Annotated in this window: 10 protein-coding genes; 8 read left to right on the top strand and 2 right to left on the bottom strand. The window is 72.0% G+C overall.

Annotated elements, in window-relative coordinates; all coding sequences use genetic code 11:
- The first annotated feature begins 136 nt into the window (after nt 1-136).
- The 5 genes from IE308_RS16185 (at nt 137) to IE308_RS16205 (ending at nt 6,668) form a co-directional block, all read left to right on the top strand.
- Nucleotides 137-703 carry a hypothetical protein gene (locus IE308_RS16185; protein ID WP_190218500.1) on the top strand — a complete coding sequence of 189 codons (567 nt, stop codon included), beginning with the start codon at nt 137-139 and terminating at the stop codon, nt 701-703.
- Nucleotides 690-1,865: an MAB_1171c family putative transporter gene (locus IE308_RS16190; RefSeq protein WP_190218501.1), complete on the top strand. Its 1,176-nt coding sequence runs from the start codon at nt 690-692 to the stop codon at nt 1,863-1,865. Before IE308_RS16185 ends, IE308_RS16190 begins: the two co-directional genes overlap by 14 nt.
- 313 nt (nt 1,866-2,178) lie before the next feature.
- Nucleotides 2,179-4,212: a M4 family metallopeptidase gene (locus IE308_RS16195; RefSeq protein WP_110630786.1), complete on the top strand. Its 2,034-nt coding sequence runs from the start codon at nt 2,179-2,181 to the stop codon at nt 4,210-4,212.
- A gap of 235 nt (nt 4,213-4,447) precedes the next feature.
- Nucleotides 4,448-6,094: a M4 family metallopeptidase gene (locus IE308_RS16200; protein WP_190218502.1), complete on the top strand. Its 1,647-nt coding sequence runs from the start codon at nt 4,448-4,450 to the stop codon at nt 6,092-6,094.
- Between the two features lie 55 nt (nt 6,095-6,149).
- Entirely contained in the window at nt 6,150-6,668 is a 519-nt protein-coding gene (locus IE308_RS16205) for a DUF1990 domain-containing protein (RefSeq protein ID WP_190218503.1), read from the top strand.
- Between the two features lie 283 nt (nt 6,669-6,951).
- Here the strand turns inward: IE308_RS16205 and IE308_RS16210 are convergent, their stop codons facing one another.
- Together IE308_RS16210 and IE308_RS16215 are read right to left on the bottom strand one after the other, a co-directional pair.
- Entirely contained in the window at nt 6,952-8,337 is a 1,386-nt protein-coding gene (locus IE308_RS16210) for an MFS transporter (RefSeq protein ID WP_190218504.1), read from the bottom strand.
- Between the two features lie 45 nt (nt 8,338-8,382).
- Nucleotides 8,383-11,001 carry a glycosyltransferase family 1 protein gene (locus IE308_RS16215; RefSeq protein WP_110630779.1) on the bottom strand — a complete coding sequence of 873 codons (2,619 nt, stop codon included), beginning with the start codon at nt 10,999-11,001 and terminating at the stop codon, nt 8,383-8,385.
- A 739-nt stretch (nt 11,002-11,740) separates the two neighbouring features.
- On the opposite strand from IE308_RS16215, the gene IE308_RS16220 reads away from it, so the two are divergent.
- The 3 genes from IE308_RS16220 to IE308_RS16230 all read left to right on the top strand — a co-directional run bounded on the left by IE308_RS16220 (nt 11,741) and on the right by IE308_RS16230 (nt 17,043).
- Nucleotides 11,741-13,858: an alpha-1,4-glucan--maltose-1-phosphate maltosyltransferase gene (locus tag IE308_RS16220; protein ID WP_190218505.1), complete on the top strand. Its 2,118-nt coding sequence runs from the start codon at nt 11,741-11,743 to the stop codon at nt 13,856-13,858.
- The gene (gene treS, locus IE308_RS16225) at nt 13,855-15,555 is read left to right on the top strand and encodes a maltose alpha-D-glucosyltransferase (RefSeq protein WP_110630775.1); all 1,701 of its coding nucleotides are present in this window, start codon (nt 13,855-13,857) and stop codon (nt 15,553-15,555) included. The genes IE308_RS16220 and treS overlap by 4 nt, the downstream gene beginning before the upstream one ends.
- Nucleotides 15,556-15,648: 93 nt before the next feature.
- Complete coding sequence (locus IE308_RS16230; protein WP_190218506.1) at nt 15,649-17,043, top strand: maltokinase N-terminal cap-like domain-containing protein; 1,395 nt, start codon at nt 15,649-15,651, stop codon at nt 17,041-17,043.

A 17,043-nucleotide genomic window follows, 5' to 3' on the forward strand; every position in this document is an offset into this window, starting at 1 on the left:
CGCGGCGCCCGGGAGGGCGGGGGCGGGCCGTCCGGTCCGCCGGAGCCGTCACCGGGCTCCGCCGAACGGGTGTCCTAAACTCCGTTCGGGCAGGGAGGGGCCGCGCGACCGCGCGCCCGGGCGCGCGGGGGGCGGTGTGGAGGAGCGGTACTGGCGCCGGTTCAAGGCGCGCTGTGACAGCCTCATCGGGCAGCTGGACGTTCCGAGGCCGTTCCGTATCGAGGACCTGGCCGCGGCGGTGGCCCGGCCGCGCGGCCGGCCGCTCCGGCTGATCCCGCTGCCCGGCACGCAGTCCACCGGGGCGGGGATCTGCGGGGTGTGGATCGCCCTCGCCGACGCCGACCACGTCTACTACTCGGTCGTGACCAGCCGCGTCCACCAGGTCCACATCGTGCTGCACGAGCTGGCCCACGTCCTGCTGGACCACCGGCAGGACGGCGAACCGGACCACGACGGTCTGCGGCGGCTGTTCCCCGACCTCGACCCGGCGACGGTGGCCCGGCTGCTGGCCCGGGACCGGACCCGCTCGACGACGGGGCAGGAGGAGGAGGCCGAGTTGCTGGCCTCGCTGCTGTGGCAGCACTTCGACGCCGCCCCGGCGGCGCTGCCCAGTGCTTCGCGGAAGTCGGCCGACACCCTGTCCCTGGCGTGGTGCACCTTCGCCGACGCGTACGAGTGGAGGGGGCCGAGTGAGGCCGTATGAGCTGGTGATGCTGCCGCCGATGTGGCTGCTCACCCTGTACGGCGTCGGCAGGTGGCGGTCCGCGCCCCGGCGCAACCGGGTGCTGTCGACGATGTGGCTGTGCTGGACGCTGGCCGTGACGCTGGGCACGCCCGCCGTGCGGCGGGTGGTGGACGCGGTGCTCGGGGTCGCCAGCGTCACGAACCTCCTGGTGCATCTGCTCGGGCTGACCGCGACGGCCGCGGTGCTGGAGTTCATCCGTGAGGTGACGGGACAGGCGCGGGGCCGGGTGTCGCGGTGGAATCTGGCCGGGCTCGCGGCCGGGGCGGCGACGCTGGCCGTCGCGTTCGCGGTGATGCCCCGGCCGGACGGCGAGGTCGATCTGCTGACCTACAGCCAGGACTCCACCGCGGGGTACGTCTACTGGACGGTGCAGACCGGGTACTCCGCGATCGGCCTGCTGGTGTCCGCGTGGGTCTGCTGGACGCACGGCCGGTACGCCGTGCCCGGCCCGGCCCGGATCTCGCTGCGGCTGATGCGGGTGGCCATCGCGGCGGACGCCGTCTACCTGCTGCACCGCTTCACTTATGTGACGGCACGTCACCTGCGCTGGCCCGTGCCGGACTCCGCCGTGGTGACCGGGACGACCCAGGCGCTGCTGGGGCTGTCCTGGCTGCTGTTCGCGCTGGCCGTGATCTGGCCGGCGCTCGCGGAGCACCGGCTCCGGCGGGCGGCGGCGCGGCAGGCCGACGGGATCGCGCCGCTGTGGCGGATGCTGCAGACGGGCGCTCCGGGTGTGGTGCTGCCGCTGCCGGACGAACTGCGGCGCAACCACCCCCGGCTGCGGCTGTACCGGTACGTGGTGGAGATCCAGGACGGTGTGCTGCACCTCGAACGGCACCTGGACGCGAGCCATCCGCCGGCCGCCGAGGCGGAGCTGCGGGCGGCCGGCGTGGACGAGACCCTGCTCGCCCCGGCCGTCGAGGCGGTACTGCTGCGCTACGCCCTGGAGGCGGAGCTGGCGGGCCGCCGGGAGGTGCCCGGCGACCGGCCGAAGGGGCCGGGGGCGCCGGATCTGGACGCGGAGATCCGCTGGCTGACCCAGGTGGCGGCGGCCATGGAGGCGCCGGCCGTGGCGGCCGCCGCCCGGCGCCTCGGCGAGACGCCCACCGTGGCGCGATAGGACCGTTCAGCGGTTGGCGCCCCGTTCGCCCCATGGGCCACGAGTCCGTATACCGAACATGAACATCCGGACAACGAACGATTTCCGGCCAACTTTCTGACGCGCTCCTGACAGGACCGGGAGACTCCTGCCACTCTTCCCACGGCCGCGTCACAGCAACCCCACAGATCCACCACCGCTGTGGCGCCGGACCCGCACTGCCGCACGTGGTTTCCCGTACCACCTGCACCACCCTGTTCTGCCCGGACGGCGCATCCCCCCGTCCGGATCTCCCCTGGCCGCGCGACCCGCGGCCACGCAGAAGGAGTCAGTGTTGAGAAGCAGTTCCTCGCGCAGACGCACCTCCCACACACTGCACCGCCGGACGGCCGGCGCCGCCCTGGTCGGTGTGGCCGCGCTCCTGACCGCGGCGATCCAGTCGGGCGCGGCGACCGCCGCCCCGCAGCAGGCACCGTCGGCCGCCGCCGCGCACGCCTCCGTCCAGCTCTCCCCGTCGCAGCGCGCGGAGCTGCTGCGCGACGCCTCCTCCGGCACCGCCCGCACGGCCGCGGCGATAGGCCTGGGCGACCAGGAGCGGCTGGTCGTGCGGGACGTCGTCAAGGACGCCGACGGCACGCTGCACACCCGCTACGAGCGCACCTACGCCGGTCTGCCGGTCCTCGGCGGCGACCTGATCGTCGACACCGCCAAGTCGGGTGAGACCCAGCGGGTCATCAAGGCGACGAACGCCGCGCTGAAGGTCTCCGACCTGACCCCGGACGTCACCAAGAGCGCCGCCGAGCAGCAGGCCGTGGCCCGCGCCAAGGCCCTCGGCGGCACCAAGTCGGCGGCGGACTCCTCGCGCAAGGTGATCTGGGCGGCGAGCGGCAAGCCGGTCCTGGCGTACGAGACGGTCGTGGGCGGCCTCCAGGACGACGGCACGCCGAACGAACTGCACGTCATCACCGACGCGGCCACCGGCCAGAAGCTGTACGAGTACCAGGGCGTCAGGAACGGCACCGGCAACACCATGTACAGCGGCACGGTGCCCCTGACCACGACCCTGTCGGGCTCGACGTACACCCTCAACGACGGGGCGCGCGGCGGTCACAAGACGTACAACCTCAACCGCGGCACCTCCGGCACCGGCACCCTGTTCTCGCAGACCAGCGACACCTGGGGCAACGGCACGGCGTCCAACTCCGCCACCGCGGGCGCGGACGCGCACTACGGCGCGGCGGTCACCTGGGACTTCTACAAGAACACCTTCGGCCGCAGCGGCATCCGCAACGACGGGGTGGCGGCGTACAGCCGCGTCCACTACGGCAACGCGTACGTCAACGCGTTCTGGGACGACAGCTGCTTCTGCATGACCTACGGCGACGGGACCAGCAACACCCACCCGCTGACCTCCCTCGACGTGGCCGGCCACGAGATGAGCCACGGCGTCACCTCCAACACCGCGGGCCTGAACTACTCCGGCGAGTCCGGCGGCCTGAACGAGGCGACCTCCGACATCTTCGGCACCGGCGTGGAGTTCTACGCCAACAACAGCACGGACGTCGGTGACTACCTCATCGGCGAGAAGATCGACATCAACGGCGACGGCACCCCGCTGCGCTACATGGACAAGCCCAGCAAGGACGGCGCGTCCAAGGACAGCTGGTACTCCGGCATCGGCTCGGTCGACGTGCACTACTCCTCGGGCCCGGCCAACCACTTCTTCTACCTCCTGTCGGAGGGCAGCGGCGCCAAGGTCATCAACGGCGTGAGCTACAACTCGCCGACCGCGGACGGCCTCCCGGTCACCGGCATCGGCCGGGACAAGGCGCTGCAGATCTGGTACCGGGCGCTGACCACGAAGTTCACCTCGACCACCAACTACGCGGGCGCCCGCACCGGCACCCTCGCGGCGGCCGGTGAGCTGTACGGCACCTCCTCCGCCGAGTACAAGGCGGTACAGGACGCCTGGGCCGGCGTCGCGGTCGGTTCGCGCTCGGGTGGCGGCGGCGGTGGCGGCACCGTCTTCGAGAACACCGCCGACGTATCGATTCCGGACAACGGCGCGGCCGTGACCTCCTCGATCACGGTGTCCGGCCGGTCCGGTAACGCCCCCTCCAACCTCCAGGTCGGCGTCGACATCATCCACACCTGGCGCGGTGACCTGGTGATCGACCTGGTGGCCCCGGACGGCACGGCGTACCGCCTGAAGAACTTCAGCTCCTCGGACTCGGCGGACAACGTCCAGACGACCTACACGGTCAACGCCTCCTCCGAAGTCGCCAACGGCACCTGGAAGTTGCGGGTCCAGGACCAGGCGACCTACGACACGGGCTACATCAACGGGTGGAAGCTGACCTTCCCGTAGGCCGTACCGGCCCCTGAGACAGGGCGCCGCCCCGGAGGTTCGACTCCCCGGGGCGGCGCCCGTTTTTACATTCCTGAAACGTTTACCGGACAGCCGAATTTCGGCCAACATCACGTCAGGGTCATGACATGTACGCGCCCTCTCTGCCACGCTTCACCTCACCCGCCGCACAACTTCACCGCCACTCCGGCCGGTTGCCCCACTCCGGCCCGGACTCCCCCACAAAGGAGCTTGTGTGTCCTCCCTCTACGCGCGTCACAAGCGCACGACACTGGCCGTCGCCACCGCCGTCGCGGCCGGAGCCCTCCTTACCACCGGTCTGACCACCGGTTCCGCGGCCGCGCAGACCCCGGCGCCGAAGCTCGCCGCGGCCCCCGTCCTGCTCTCGTCGGCCGCCCGCACGACGCTGATCCAGGAGAAGCAGTCCGAGGCGACGACGACGGCCCGCGAGATAGGCCTGGCCTCGCAGGAGAGCCTGGTCGTCAAGGACGTCGTGAAGGACGCCGACGGCTCGGTCCACACCCGCTACGAGCGCACCTACGCGGGCCTGCCGGTCCTCGGCGGCGACCTGGTCGTCCACCAGAGCGCGTCCGGCGAGACCAGAGGCGTGACGAAGGCGGTCCAGGCGTCGGTCAAGCCGGCCACGCTGACCCCGAAGGTCACCGCGTCGAAGGCGCAGGCCCAGGCCCTCACCGCGGCCCAGGCGGCGGGCTCGGACCAGACCACCGCCACCCAGGCGCCCCGCAAGGTGATCTGGGCGGCGACCGGCACGCCGGTCCTCGCCTACGAGACGGTCGTCGGCGGCCTCCAGGACGACGGCACCCCGAACGAGCTGCACGTCATCACCGACGCTGCGACCGGCAAGAAGCTCTACGAGTACCAGGGCATCGAGACGGGCACCGGCAAGAGCCTGTACTCGGGCACCGTCACCCTCGGCACCTACAAGGCCAGCACGGCGTACCAGCTGTACGACACCACGCGCGGCGGCCACAAGACGTACAACCTCGCGCACGGCACGTCCGGCACCGGCAGCCTGTTCACCGACGCGGACGACATCTGGGGCACCGGCACCGCCTCCAGCTCCTCCACCGACCAGACGGCGGCCGTCGACGCGGCCTACGGCGCCCAGGTCACCTGGGACTTCTACAAGAACACCTTCGGCCGCTCCGGCATCAAGAACGACGGCAAGGCCGCCTATTCCCGCGTCCACTACGGCAACGCGTACGTCAACGCCTTCTGGGACGACAGCTGCTTCTGCATGACGTACGGCGACGGCTCGGGCAACACCCACCCGCTGACGTCGCTCGACGTGGCCGGCCACGAGATGAGCCACGGCGTCACCTCCAACACCGCGGGCCTGAACTACTCCGGCGAGTCCGGCGGCCTGAACGAGGCGACCTCCGACATCTTCGGCACCGGCGTGGAGTTCTACGCCGGCAACAGCTCCGACGCCGGCGACTACCTCATCGGCGAGAAGATCAACATCAACGGCGACGGCACCCCGCTGCGCTACATGGACAAGCCCAGCAAGGACGGCGGCTCGGCCGACTACTGGTCCTCCTCCGTCGGCAGCAAGGACGTCCACTACTCGTCCGGTGTCGCGAACCACTTCTTCTACCTGCTGTCGGAGGGCAGCGGCTCGAAGACGATCAACGGGGTCAGCTACAACTCCCCGACGTACAACGGCTCCACGGTCACCGGCATCGGCCGCGCCAAGGCGCTGCAGATCTGGTACAAGGCGCTCACCACGTACATGACCTCCACGACGAACTACAAGGGCGCCCGCACGGCGACCCTGAACGCGGCGTCGGCGCTGTACGGCTCCACCAGCACCGAGTACAAGGCGGTGGCCGCCGCCTGGTCCGCGGTCAACGTCAGCTGACCTGACGACGGCCCCCGGGAGAGCGCGTCTCCCGGGGGCCGTACGCTTGGACCCCATGTCTTCGGAGGACTTCACGTACGACGCGGTCGGCGCGACCCGCGAGAACGTCACCGCCTGCCCGCCCGGCTTCCACCCCCTGCACGTCCGCACCCGCCTGGGCGAGGGCGAGCCGGTCTTCCGCCGGGCCGCGGAGGCGGTCCTCACCTGGGAGATGCACCGTGCGCTGGGCGTCGGCATCGACGCCACGGCCCCCCGCGCCGCCGAGGGCGTCGACGTCACGGTCACCCTGGCCGGCATGATCAAGGCCCCCTGCCGCATCGTCTGGACGGCCGAGGAGCCCCGCCGGGCCGGCTGGGCCTACGGCACCCTGACCGGCCACCCCGAGTGCGGCGAGGAGGCCTTCCTGGTGGAGCGCACCGGGGACGGCACGGTCTGGCTGACGATCGCCGCGTTCAGCCGCCCGGCCAAGTGGTACGCCAGAGCGGGCGGCCCCGCCACCCGCGGCCTCCAGAACGCCTACGCCCGCCGCTGCGGAACGGTCCTGCGCAAACTCTGCGCGCCCCATGAGGCGTGACGGCCCGCACTCGCGTACGACGGCGAGGGGCCGTGTCGGGGGGTGTCCGCCCGCAGCGGGCGCCGTAAAGAAGCGGCAAGAATGTGACCGTACCCAGCGGCGCACCGAGGACGGACACCCCCCGGCGCGGCCCCGACCCACAAACCGCCCGTAGGCGCTACGCACGCCACAACGCAACCGCAACGGGCCGCCGCAGGCATACAGGGGCGCGGGGCTGTATCGATATGCGGCTCCGCCGCGTGGGCGCGACCAGCCCCCACCCACCCGCAGACGCCCCACCACCTCACCCGGCTGCCACCGCCGCCACCCCCACCAACAGCACCCCACACCCCGCAACCACCAGCCACCCCGGCCGGGCGGCAGCCACGAGCCCCCCACCCCCACCGTCGGAGACAAACGCCCCGGCGACCGCGATCCCCACCGCCGCCCCCACCTGCCGCGCGGTGGACGTCGTACCCCCCGCCACCCCGGCCCGCTCGGCCGGCAGCCCGCTGACGGCGGTGTTGGTCAGCGGAGCGTTGGCGAAGCCGAACCCGACCCCGATCGCGAGGTAGGCACAGAGCAGCACCGGCCAGGGCGTCCGCGCGTCCACCCCCGCCAGCACCAGGCCCCCGGCCGCCGTGAACGCACCCGCCAGAGCCAACGGCAGACGCGGCCCCCGCTGCCCGACCATCCGCCCCGCCCACGGCGCACACACGGTCGCCCCGACCGCCATCGGCAAGGTCAGCGCGCCCGCCGCGGCGGGCGACATGCCCCGCACGTGCTGCAGGTACAGGGTGTTGAGCAGCAGGGTCACGTTCAGCGCGACGAAGACGACGACCGCCCCGAACACGGCCCCGGCGAACGACCGCCGCCGGAACAGCCGGGGGTCCATGAGCGGCTCGGCCCGCCGGGACTCGACGAGCACGAACACCACTCCCAGCCCCAGGACGGCCCCGTACCCGGCGAGCGCCCGGTCCGACCCCCACCCGAGGCGCGGCCCTTCGATGAGCACCCCGACCGTCAGCCCGACCAGCAGCATCAGCAGGACCTGCCCGGGCGGATCGAGCCGCCTCGCCCGCGCGGCCCGCGACTCGGGCACGAACACGGCACTGAGCACCAACGCACCCACGATCACGGGCAGGTTGACCCAGAAGACGCCCCGCCAGCCCACGGCGGAGACGAGCGCCCCGCCCACGACGGGCCCCGCGGCCATGCTCACCCCGAACACGGCGGCCCACACCCCGATGGCCCGGGCCCGCTCCCTCGGGTCGGTGATGGCGTTGACCACGATGGCGAGCGCGACGGGACTGAGCATGGACGCCCCCACCCCCTGCACCACCCGGGCGGCGACGAGCACCCCCAGCGAGGGCGCCACCGCACACCCCACGGAGGCGACCCCGAACACCACAAGACCCGTCTGGAACACCCGCCGCCGCCCCACCCGGTCGGCCACCGCCCCGGAGGTGATCAGCAACCCGGCGAGCACGAGCGTGTAGGCGTCGACGATCCACTCCAGTCCCCGGGTCCCGCCCCCGAGGTCCCGTCCGATGGCCGGCAGCCCGATGTTGACGATGGTGGTGTCCATGCCGACGAGGAAGAGGCTGAGGCAGCACACGGCGAGAACCGTGCGGCGTCTGCGCGGGCCGAGACCCTGGGGAGGAGCGGCGACGAGCCGGGTGGTGGTCATGCCGCCATGCTGCGCGGGACCACCACCGGCCCGGAACGTCTTTTGCTACCTCAGCAACACCCCTGCCCCCTCCACCACGTCCTCCGCCGGTACGGCGACGAGGCCCAGCTCGGCGTGGGACGCCAGCAGGCGGTGGTCGGGAAGGATGCGCACCGTGTAGCCGTACGGGCCCGTGCGGTCCAGGGACAGGGGGCCCTCGTAGCTCCAGCGGCCCTCCATGTCGGGGCCGCCCACCGGCTTCAGCGGGACCGCCGTCGCGTCCGTGATGCGGTCCTCCGCGTCGACGCGGCCCGACACCGCCTGCACCTCGACGTCCTCGGGGCTCAGGTCACCGAGCGCCACCCGTACCCGCAGGGTGAGCGTCGTGCCCAGTTCGGCCGTGGCCGTCGTCGCCGAGGTCTCCACGTGGTCGACGGTCACCCCGTGCCAGGCCCCGCGCACCCGCGCCTTCCACTCCGCCAGTTCGCGTGCCGCGTCCGTGCTGAGCGCGCGGTGGGCGTGCGCGGCGGGGGCGTACAGCCGTTCGACGTATTCGCGGACCATGCGGCCGGCCAGCACCTTCGGCCCGAGGTGGGTGAGGGTCTGGCGGACCATCTCGATCCACCGGTCGGGCAGACCGCTGCCGCCGCGCTCGTAGAAGCGCGGGGTGATCCGCTGTTCCAGCAGGTCGTAGAGGGCCGCCGCCTCCAGGTCGTCGCGGCGGTCGGTGTCGGTGCCCTGCCCGTCGGCCGTGGGGATCGCCCAGCCGAAGTCGGGCTGGAACCACTCGTCCCACCAGCCGTCCAGCACGGACAGGTTCAGGCAGCCGTTGAGGGCGGCCTTCATACCGCTCGTGCCGCAGGCCTCCAGCGGGCGCAGCGGGTTGTTCAGCCAGATGTCGCAGCCGGGGTAGAGCTTCTGCGCCATCGCCATGCCGTAGTCGGGGAGGAAGACGATCCGGTGGCGCACCCGCGGGTCGTCGGCGAAGCGGACCAGCTCCTGCACGAGGCGTTTGCCGCCGTCGTCGGCGGGGTGGGCCTTGCCCGCGACCACGATCTGGATCGGCCGCTCGGGGTGCAGCAGCAGGTCCATCAGGCGGTCCCGGTCGCGCAGCATCAGGGTCAGCCGCTTGTACGACGGGACGCGGCGGGCGAATCCGATCGTCAGCACGTCGGGGTCGAGGACCTGGTCGATCCAGCCCAGCTCGGCCGTGCCCGCGCCGCGCTGCCGCCAGGAGGCCCGCAGCCGCTCGCGCACCTCGTCGACCAGTTGTTCCCGCAGGGAGCGGCGCAGCTCCCAGATGTCCTGGTCGGGGATGTCGGCGACGGAGTCCCAGCGTTCGGAGCCGCCCACGGCCAGCGCGTCCTCGGCGCGCTGGGCGCCGATCTGCCGGGCGCCGAGCCGGAAGACCTCCGGCGCCACCCAGGTCGGCGCGTGCACGCCGTTCGTCACCGAGGTGATCGGCACCTCGTCGGGGTCGAAGCCGGGCCACAGGCCGGAGAACATCTCCCGGCTGACGTGGCCGTGCAGCAGTGACACGCCGTTGGCGCGCTGGGCCAGCCTGAGCCCCATCACGGCCATGTTGAACAGGTTGGGCTCGCCGCCGGGGTAGGTCTCCATGCCCAGCCGCAGCACCCGCTCCACCTCGATGCGCGGCAGCTCGGCGCCGGGCCCGAAGTGGCGGGCGACCAGCTCCCGGTCGAAGCGGTCGATGCCGGCCGGGACGGGGGTGTGCGTGGTGAACACGGTCCCGGCGCGGACCGCCTCCAGCGCCGCGTCGAAGTCGAGGCCCTCGTCGCACAGCTCGGCGATGCGCTCCAGGCCGAGGAAGCCGGCGTGGCCCTCGTTGGTGTGGAAGACCTCCGGCGCCGGGTGGCCGGTGAGGCGGCAGTACGTCCGTACCGCCCGGACACCTCCTATGCCGAGCAGCATCTCCTGGAGCAGCCGGTGCTCGCTGCCGCCGCCGTAGAGCCGGTCGGTCACCCCGCGCTCGCCGAGGTCGTTCTCCTCGACGTCGGAGTCGAGCATCAGCAGCGGCACCCGGCCGACCTGGGCCAGCCAGATCCGGGCGTGCAGCCGCTTGCCGCCGGGCAGCGCGAGGCTGACCTGGGCGGGGGTGCCGTCCTCCTCGTCGAGCAGGACGACGGGCAGCTCATTGGGGTCGAGGACCGGGTAGTGCTCCTGCTGCCAGCCCTCGCGGGACAGGGTCTGCCGGAAGTAGCCGTGCCGGTAGAGCAGCCCGACGCCGATCAGCGGCACGCCGAGGTCGCTGGCGGCCTTCAGGTGGTCGCCGGCGAGGATGCCGAGGCCGCCGGAGTACTGGGGCAGGGCGGCGGTGATGCCGAACTCGGGCGAGAAGTAGGCGATCGCGGCGGGCAGTTCGGCGGACTGCGCCTGGTACCAGCGGGCGCCGGTGACGTAGTCGTGCAGGTCGTCGGCGGCCGCGGCGAGGCGGCGCAGGAAGCGGCGGTCCTCGGCCAGTTCGGCGAGCCGGGCGGGGCGCACGCTGCCGAGGAGCTTTATCGGGTCGCCGCCCGAGGAGGCCCAGCGTTCGGGGTCCACCGACTGGAACAGGTCGCGGGTCTCCGCGTGCCAGGACCAGCGCAGGTTGCGGGCCAGGTCGCTCAGGGGCCTCAGGGGCTCGGGGAGGACGGGTCGGACGGTGAAACGACGGATCGCCTTCACATTCCACCTCTTCGGTGCGGCGGTGAGCCTTGGTGCGTCGTCCCTTACGACGGTACCGGCGTCGGTGTCCGGCTCGCCGGGGGCTGAGCCGATGCACCCCTCTTTCGGGCGGAACGACCGATTCCAGGCGCGTGTCCCGCGGGCCCTCTTGTAACCGTCCGCCGCGCACGGGACGCTGCCGCGCGGGCGCCGTTCCCGCCGGGTGGCCGGTCGTCACGCCCGCGGTGGCGCCCGTCGCCGCCCGCGGCCGGGAAGCGGCGCGCCGCCTCGCACGGGCCGGAATCAGCCAACCTGCGGCGCGGTCCCGGTCCGGTACACCGCCGAGACGGGCGCGAACCGGGGACGTCCGCGCCGTCTCGGGCGCCGCGCGCGGCGGGCGCGGGCGCCCTCCGCCCGGCCGGTCACCCGAAGGCGTCACCGGCACGTTACACAAAAGCACTGGTCACAGCGGGCGTGCCCGGGAAGGTGTCCGGCCGGGGGCCCGGTGCGCGGGATGAATTCCTCCCGGTCCCGGCGTCCTGGTGGCCGACCGCCGCCACCGGTCTCGTTCCTGTGGAACAGGGCCGGTCTTGTGTGTAGACATACGCCTGGGTAGTTAACAAAGTGCCGGATTGCCCACCCGAACAGAGTGGGAAGGCTCCACCGGTAGCCAAGGGGGTACCCCTCCAGGCACAGACAGCACGACCCGCCTCTCCCACAGCCATCCGCCCACATACGTCTGACGCGGACAGGAGCGGTCATGCCCGCCACGCACCACTCGTCAGCCCCCACGACCTCACGCACCGACGCGCCCGTGTCGCGCCCGGCCGCCGCCCCCGTGCCCCCGCCGGATCCGCCCGCCGCACGCGGCGCGTCCGGCGCGTCCGGCGCCACCGCCGTCGGGCGCATACCCGTCCTGGACGTCCGGCCGATCGTGCAGCACGGCCGCCGCCCCGCGAAGGCGGTGACCGGGGAGACGTTCCAGATCACCGCGACCGTGTTCCGCGAGGGGCACGACGCCGTGGCCGCCAACGTCGTCCTGCGCGATCCGGAGGGCCGTGCGGGCCCCTGGACCCCGATGCGGGAGCTCGCCCCCGGCACCGACCGCTGGGGCGCCCCGGTCACGGCCGGTGAGCCGGGCCGGTGGACGTACCAGGTGGAGGCGTGGGCCGATCCGGTCGCGACGTGGCGGCACCACGCCCGGATCAAGATCCCCGCGGGGATGGACACGGACATCGTCCTGGAGGAGGGCGCGCGGCTGTACGAGCGGGCCGCCGCCGGCGTCCCCGAGGAGGACGGGCGGCGCGACGTCGTCCTGGGGGCCGTGGCGGCCTTGCGGGACGAGACGCGGCCCGCGGCGGCCCGGCTGGCCGGGGCGCTGACCCCGGAGGTGGACGCGGTGCTGGCCCGGTATCCGCTGCGGGAGCTGGTGACCGCGTCCGAGCCGCTGCCGCTGCAGGTGGAGCGGGAGCGGGCGCTGTTCGGCTCCTGGTACGAGTTCTTCCCCCGCTCCGAGGGGACGCCGGAGCGCCCGCACGGCACGTTCCGCACGGCGGCCCGGCGTCTGCCGAAGATCGCGGAGATGGGCTTCGACGTCGTCTACCTGCCGCCGATCCATCCGATCGGCACCACCTTCCGCAAGGGCAAGAACAACACGCTCGACCCCGGCCCGGACGACGTGGGCGTGCCCTGGGCGATCGGCTCGCCGGAGGGCGGCCACGACGCCGTGCACCCCGACCTCGGCACGATCGAGGACTTCGACTGGTTCGTGCAGCGGGCCGCGGAGCACGGTCTGGAGGTCGCCCTCGACTTCGCGCTCCAGTGCTCCCCCGACCACCCGTGGGTGCACAAGCATCCGGAGTGGTTCCACCACCGCCCGGACGGGACGATCGCCTACGCGGAGAACCCGCCGAAGAAGTACCAGGACATCTACCCCATCGCCTTCGACGCCGACATGGACGGCCTGGTCGCCGAGACGGTCCGCGTCCTGCGGCACTGGATGGACCACGGGGTGCGGATCTTCCGGGTGGACAACCCGCACACCAAGCCGGTGGTGTTCTGGGAGCGGGTGATCGGCGAGATCAACGCGGCCGACCCGGACGTGATCTTCCTGGCGGAGGCCTTCACCCGGCCCGCGATGATGCACACCCTGGCCCAGATCGGCTTCCAGCAGTCGTACACGTATTTCACCTGGCGCAACAGCAAGCAGGAGCTCACCGAGTACCTGACCGAGCTGTCCGGCGAGGCCGCCGCCTACATGCGGCCGAACTTCTTCGCCAACACCCCCGACATCCTGCACGAATACCTCCAGCACGGCGGCCGGCCCGCCTTCGAGGTCCGCGCCGTGCTGGCCGCCACCCTCTCCCCCACCTGGGGCATCTACTCCGGCTACGAGCTGTGCGAGAACACCCCGCTCCGCGAGGGCAGCGAGGAGTACCTGGACTCGGAGAAGTACCAGCTGCGCCCCCGCGACTGGGAGGCCGCCGAGCGCGAGGGCCGCACCATCGCGCCCCTGATCACCCGACTCAACGAGATCCGCCGCGGCAGCCCGGCCCTGCGCCGGCTGCGTGATCTGCACTTCCACCACGCCGACCAGGACGCGGTGATCGCGTACTCCAGGCGGAGCGGTTCGAACACGGTTCTGGTGGTCGCCAACCTCGACCCCCACCACACCCAGGAGGCCACGGTCTCGTTGGACATGCCGCAACTCGGCCTGGACTGGCACGAGTCGGTGCCGGTGCGCGACGAGCTCACCGGCGAGACCTATCACTGGGGCAGGGCCAACTACGTGCGACTCGAACCGGGCATCCGGCCCGCGCATGTCTTCACCGTCCTGCGACCGTCCACCCCGCAGATCGGAGGGTCACCCACAACATGATCGTCAACGAACCCGTCCCGGACACCTTCGAGGACACCCCGGCCAAGGACCGGGACCCCGACTGGTTCAAGCGCGCCGTCTTCTACGAGGTCCTCGTCCGTTCCTTCCAGGACAGCAACGGCGACGGCGTGGGCGACCTCAAGGGCCTCACCGCCAAGCTGGACTACCTGCAATGGCTGGGCGTCGACTGCCTGTGGCTGCCGCCCTTCTTCAAGTCACCCCTGCGTGACGGCGGCTACGACGTCTCCGACTACACCTCGGTGCTGCCCGAGTTCGGTGACCTGGCCGACTTCGTCGAGTTCGTCGACGCCGCCCACCAGCGCGGCATGCGCGTGATCATCGACTTCGTCATGAACCACACCAGCGACCAGCACCCGTGGTTCCAGGAGTCCCGCAGCAATCCCGACGGGCCGTACGGCGACTACTACATGTGGGCCGACGACGACAAGCAGTACGCGGACGCGCGGATCATCTTCGTCGACACGGAAGTGTCGAACTGGACCTTCGACCCGGTCCGCAAGCAGTACTTCTTCCACCGCTTCTTCTCGCACCAGCCGGACCTGAACTACGAGAACCCGGCCGTGCAGGAGGAGATGATCTCCGCGCTGAAGTTCTGGCTGGACCTGGGCATCGACGGCTTCCGGCTGGACGCGGTGCCGTACCTGTACGCCGAGGAGGGAACGAACTGCGAAAACCTTCCGGCAACCCACGAGTTCCTCAAGCGGGTGCGCAAGGAGATCGACGCGCAGTACCCGGACACGGTGATCCTCGCCGAGGCCAACCAGTGGCCGGAGGACGTCGTCGACTACTTCGGCGACTTCGAGTCCGGCGGCGACGAGTGCCACATGGCGTTCCACTTCCCGGTCATGCCGCGCATCTTCATGGCGGTACGGCGTGAGTCGCGCTACCCGGTGTCGGAGATCCTGGCGAAGACCCCGGCGATCCCGTCGGGCTGCCAGTGGGGCATCTTCCTGCGCAACCACGACGAGCTGACCCTGGAGATGGTCACCGACGAAGAGCGCGACTACATGTACGCGGAGTACGCCAAGGACCCGCGGATGCGCGCCAACATCGGCATCCGCCGCCGGCTGGCCCCGCTGCTGGACAACGACCGCAACCAGATCGAGCTGTTCACGGCCCTGCTGCTGTCCCTGCCGGGCTCGCCGATCCTCTACTACGGCGACGAGATCGGCATGGGCGACAACATCTGGCTCGGCGACCGGGACAGCGTCCGCACGCCCATGCAGTGGACCCCGGACCGCAACGCGGGCTTCTCCTCCTGCGACCCCGGGCGGCTCTACCTCCCCACGATCATGGACCCGGTCTACGGCTACCAGGTCACCAACGTCGAGGCGTCCATGGCGTCGCCGTCGTCACTGCTGCACTGGACCCGCCGCATGATCGAGATCCGCAAGCAGAACCCGGCCTTCGGCCTGGGCTCCTTCACCGAGCTGCCCTCGTCGAACCCGGCCGTGCTGGCGTTCCTGCGCGAGTACGAGGACGACCTCGTGCTGTGCGTCAACAACTTCTCCCGCTTCGCCCAGCCCACGGAACTGGACCTCCAGGCGTTCACCGGCCGCCACCCGGTCGAGCTGTTCGGCGGGGTGCGATTCCCGGCCATCGGCGAGCTGCCGTACTTGCTGACCCTGGCGGGCCACGGCTTCTACTGGTTCCGCCTCCGCAAGGAAGCCCCGTAGGAACCCCGGGGCGGGGCGGTTTCCCCCGCCCCGCCCGGGGCACGCATCAGTAACACCCCGACGGCCTCCCACCGGGGAAAGGACGTGACGCCCATGGCGGAAACGGTCACAGTCTCTGGCGCTGTCAGCCCCAGCCTCCTCGCGTCACTCGATCCGCTGTTGCGCGAGTGGCTGCCGCGGCAGCGCTGGTTCGCCGGCAAAGGACGGCCGGTCACCGGATTCTCCCTGGTCGCGGCGGTGGAGCTGCTGCCGCTCGGCGGCCGGCTCGGCCTGTACCACCTGCTGGTGCGGGCCCACCAGCCGACCGTGCCCGTGGTCGGCGCGGCCACCCACCCCGCCGACTGCTACCAGCTGCTCATAGGCGTGCGCGAGGCGCTGCCGCCCCGGCTGGCGCCCGCGCTGATCGGCCACGTGACCGAGGGCCCGCTCACCGGACACACGGTGTACGACGCCCTCTACGACTCCCGGCCCGCCGAGGTGCTCCTGGAGGCCCTGCGCTCCCAGGCCCGCATCGGCGGGCTGCGTTTCGACCGGGACCAGAGCCGGGAGATACGCCCGGGCCTGGTGCCCCGCCTGATGACCGCCGAGCAGTCGAACTCCTCGATCGTCTACGGCGATACGTTCATCCTGAAACTGCTGCGCCGGGTCGTGCCCGGCGTCAACCCCGACCTGGAGCTGCCGCTCGCCCTCGCCCGCGAGGGGTGCGCCCGGGTGCCCGCGCCGACGGCCTGGATGCAGGCCGACGTGCACGGGGAGACATACGTCCTCGGCGTGCTGCAGCCCTTCGTGCAGGGCGCCTCCGACGGCTGGGACCTGGCCCTGCGGGAGCTGGCCAAGGGCGAGGACTTCGCCGCCGAGGCGCACGCGCTGGGCCGCGCCACGGCCGAGGTGCACACCGCGCTGGCCCGCGCCCTGCCCACCGTCACGCTGGGGCACACACAGCTGGAGCCGCTGGTCGCCGGCATGATCGAGCGGCTGGAGGCGGCGGTGCACGCGGTGCCGGCGCTGCGGCCGTACGCGGCGGGGCTGCGCACCGCGTTCACGGCGGTGGCCGACCTGGCCGCGGAGGGCCGTACGCTCACCGCCCAGCGCGTCCACGGCGACCTGCACCTCGGGCAGTGCCTGCGCTCGCCCGACGGGCAGTGGTCGCTGATCGACTTCGAGGGGGAGCCGGCCCGGCCGCTGGCGGAGCGGCGGATGCCGCAGCCGGTGATCCGGGACGTCGCCGGGATGCTCCGCTCCTTCGACTACGCGGCGTACTCCGTGAGCCCGCCCGACCCGGAGTGGGCGCGGCGCTGCCGGGCCGCCTACTGCACCGGGTACGGCGAGGTCAGCGGCGCCGATCCGCGTACCGAGCCGGTGCTGCTGCGGGCCTTCGAGACCGACAAGGCGATCTACGAGGTCCTGTACGAGGCCCGGCACCGCCCCGACTGGCTGCCGGTGCCGATGGCCGCGGTCGAGCGGTACGCCACATCCGACCTGATCTGA

This window comes from Streptomyces griseosporeus (genome assembly GCF_014656055.1).
In the GTDB taxonomy this organism is placed as follows: Bacteria; Actinomycetota; Actinomycetes; order Streptomycetales; family Streptomycetaceae; genus Streptomyces; species Streptomyces griseosporeus.

Bases quoted from the DNA above. Each gene is read 5' to 3' on its own strand.
- IE308_RS16210 (WP_190218504.1), bottom strand. From the start codon at position 8,337: ATGACCACCACCCGGCTCGTCGCCGCTCCTCCCCAGGGTCTCGGCCCG.
- IE308_RS16230 (WP_190218506.1), top strand. From the start codon at position 15,649: ATGGCGGAAACGGTCACAGTCTCTGGCGCTGTCAGCCCCAGCCTCCTC.
- IE308_RS16205 (WP_190218503.1), top strand. From the start codon at position 6,150: ATGTCTTCGGAGGACTTCACGTACGACGCGGTCGGCGCGACCCGCGAG.
- treS (WP_110630775.1), top strand. From the start codon at position 13,855: ATGATCGTCAACGAACCCGTCCCGGACACCTTCGAGGACACCCCGGCC.
- IE308_RS16220 (WP_190218505.1), top strand. From the start codon at position 11,741: ATGCCCGCCACGCACCACTCGTCAGCCCCCACGACCTCACGCACCGAC.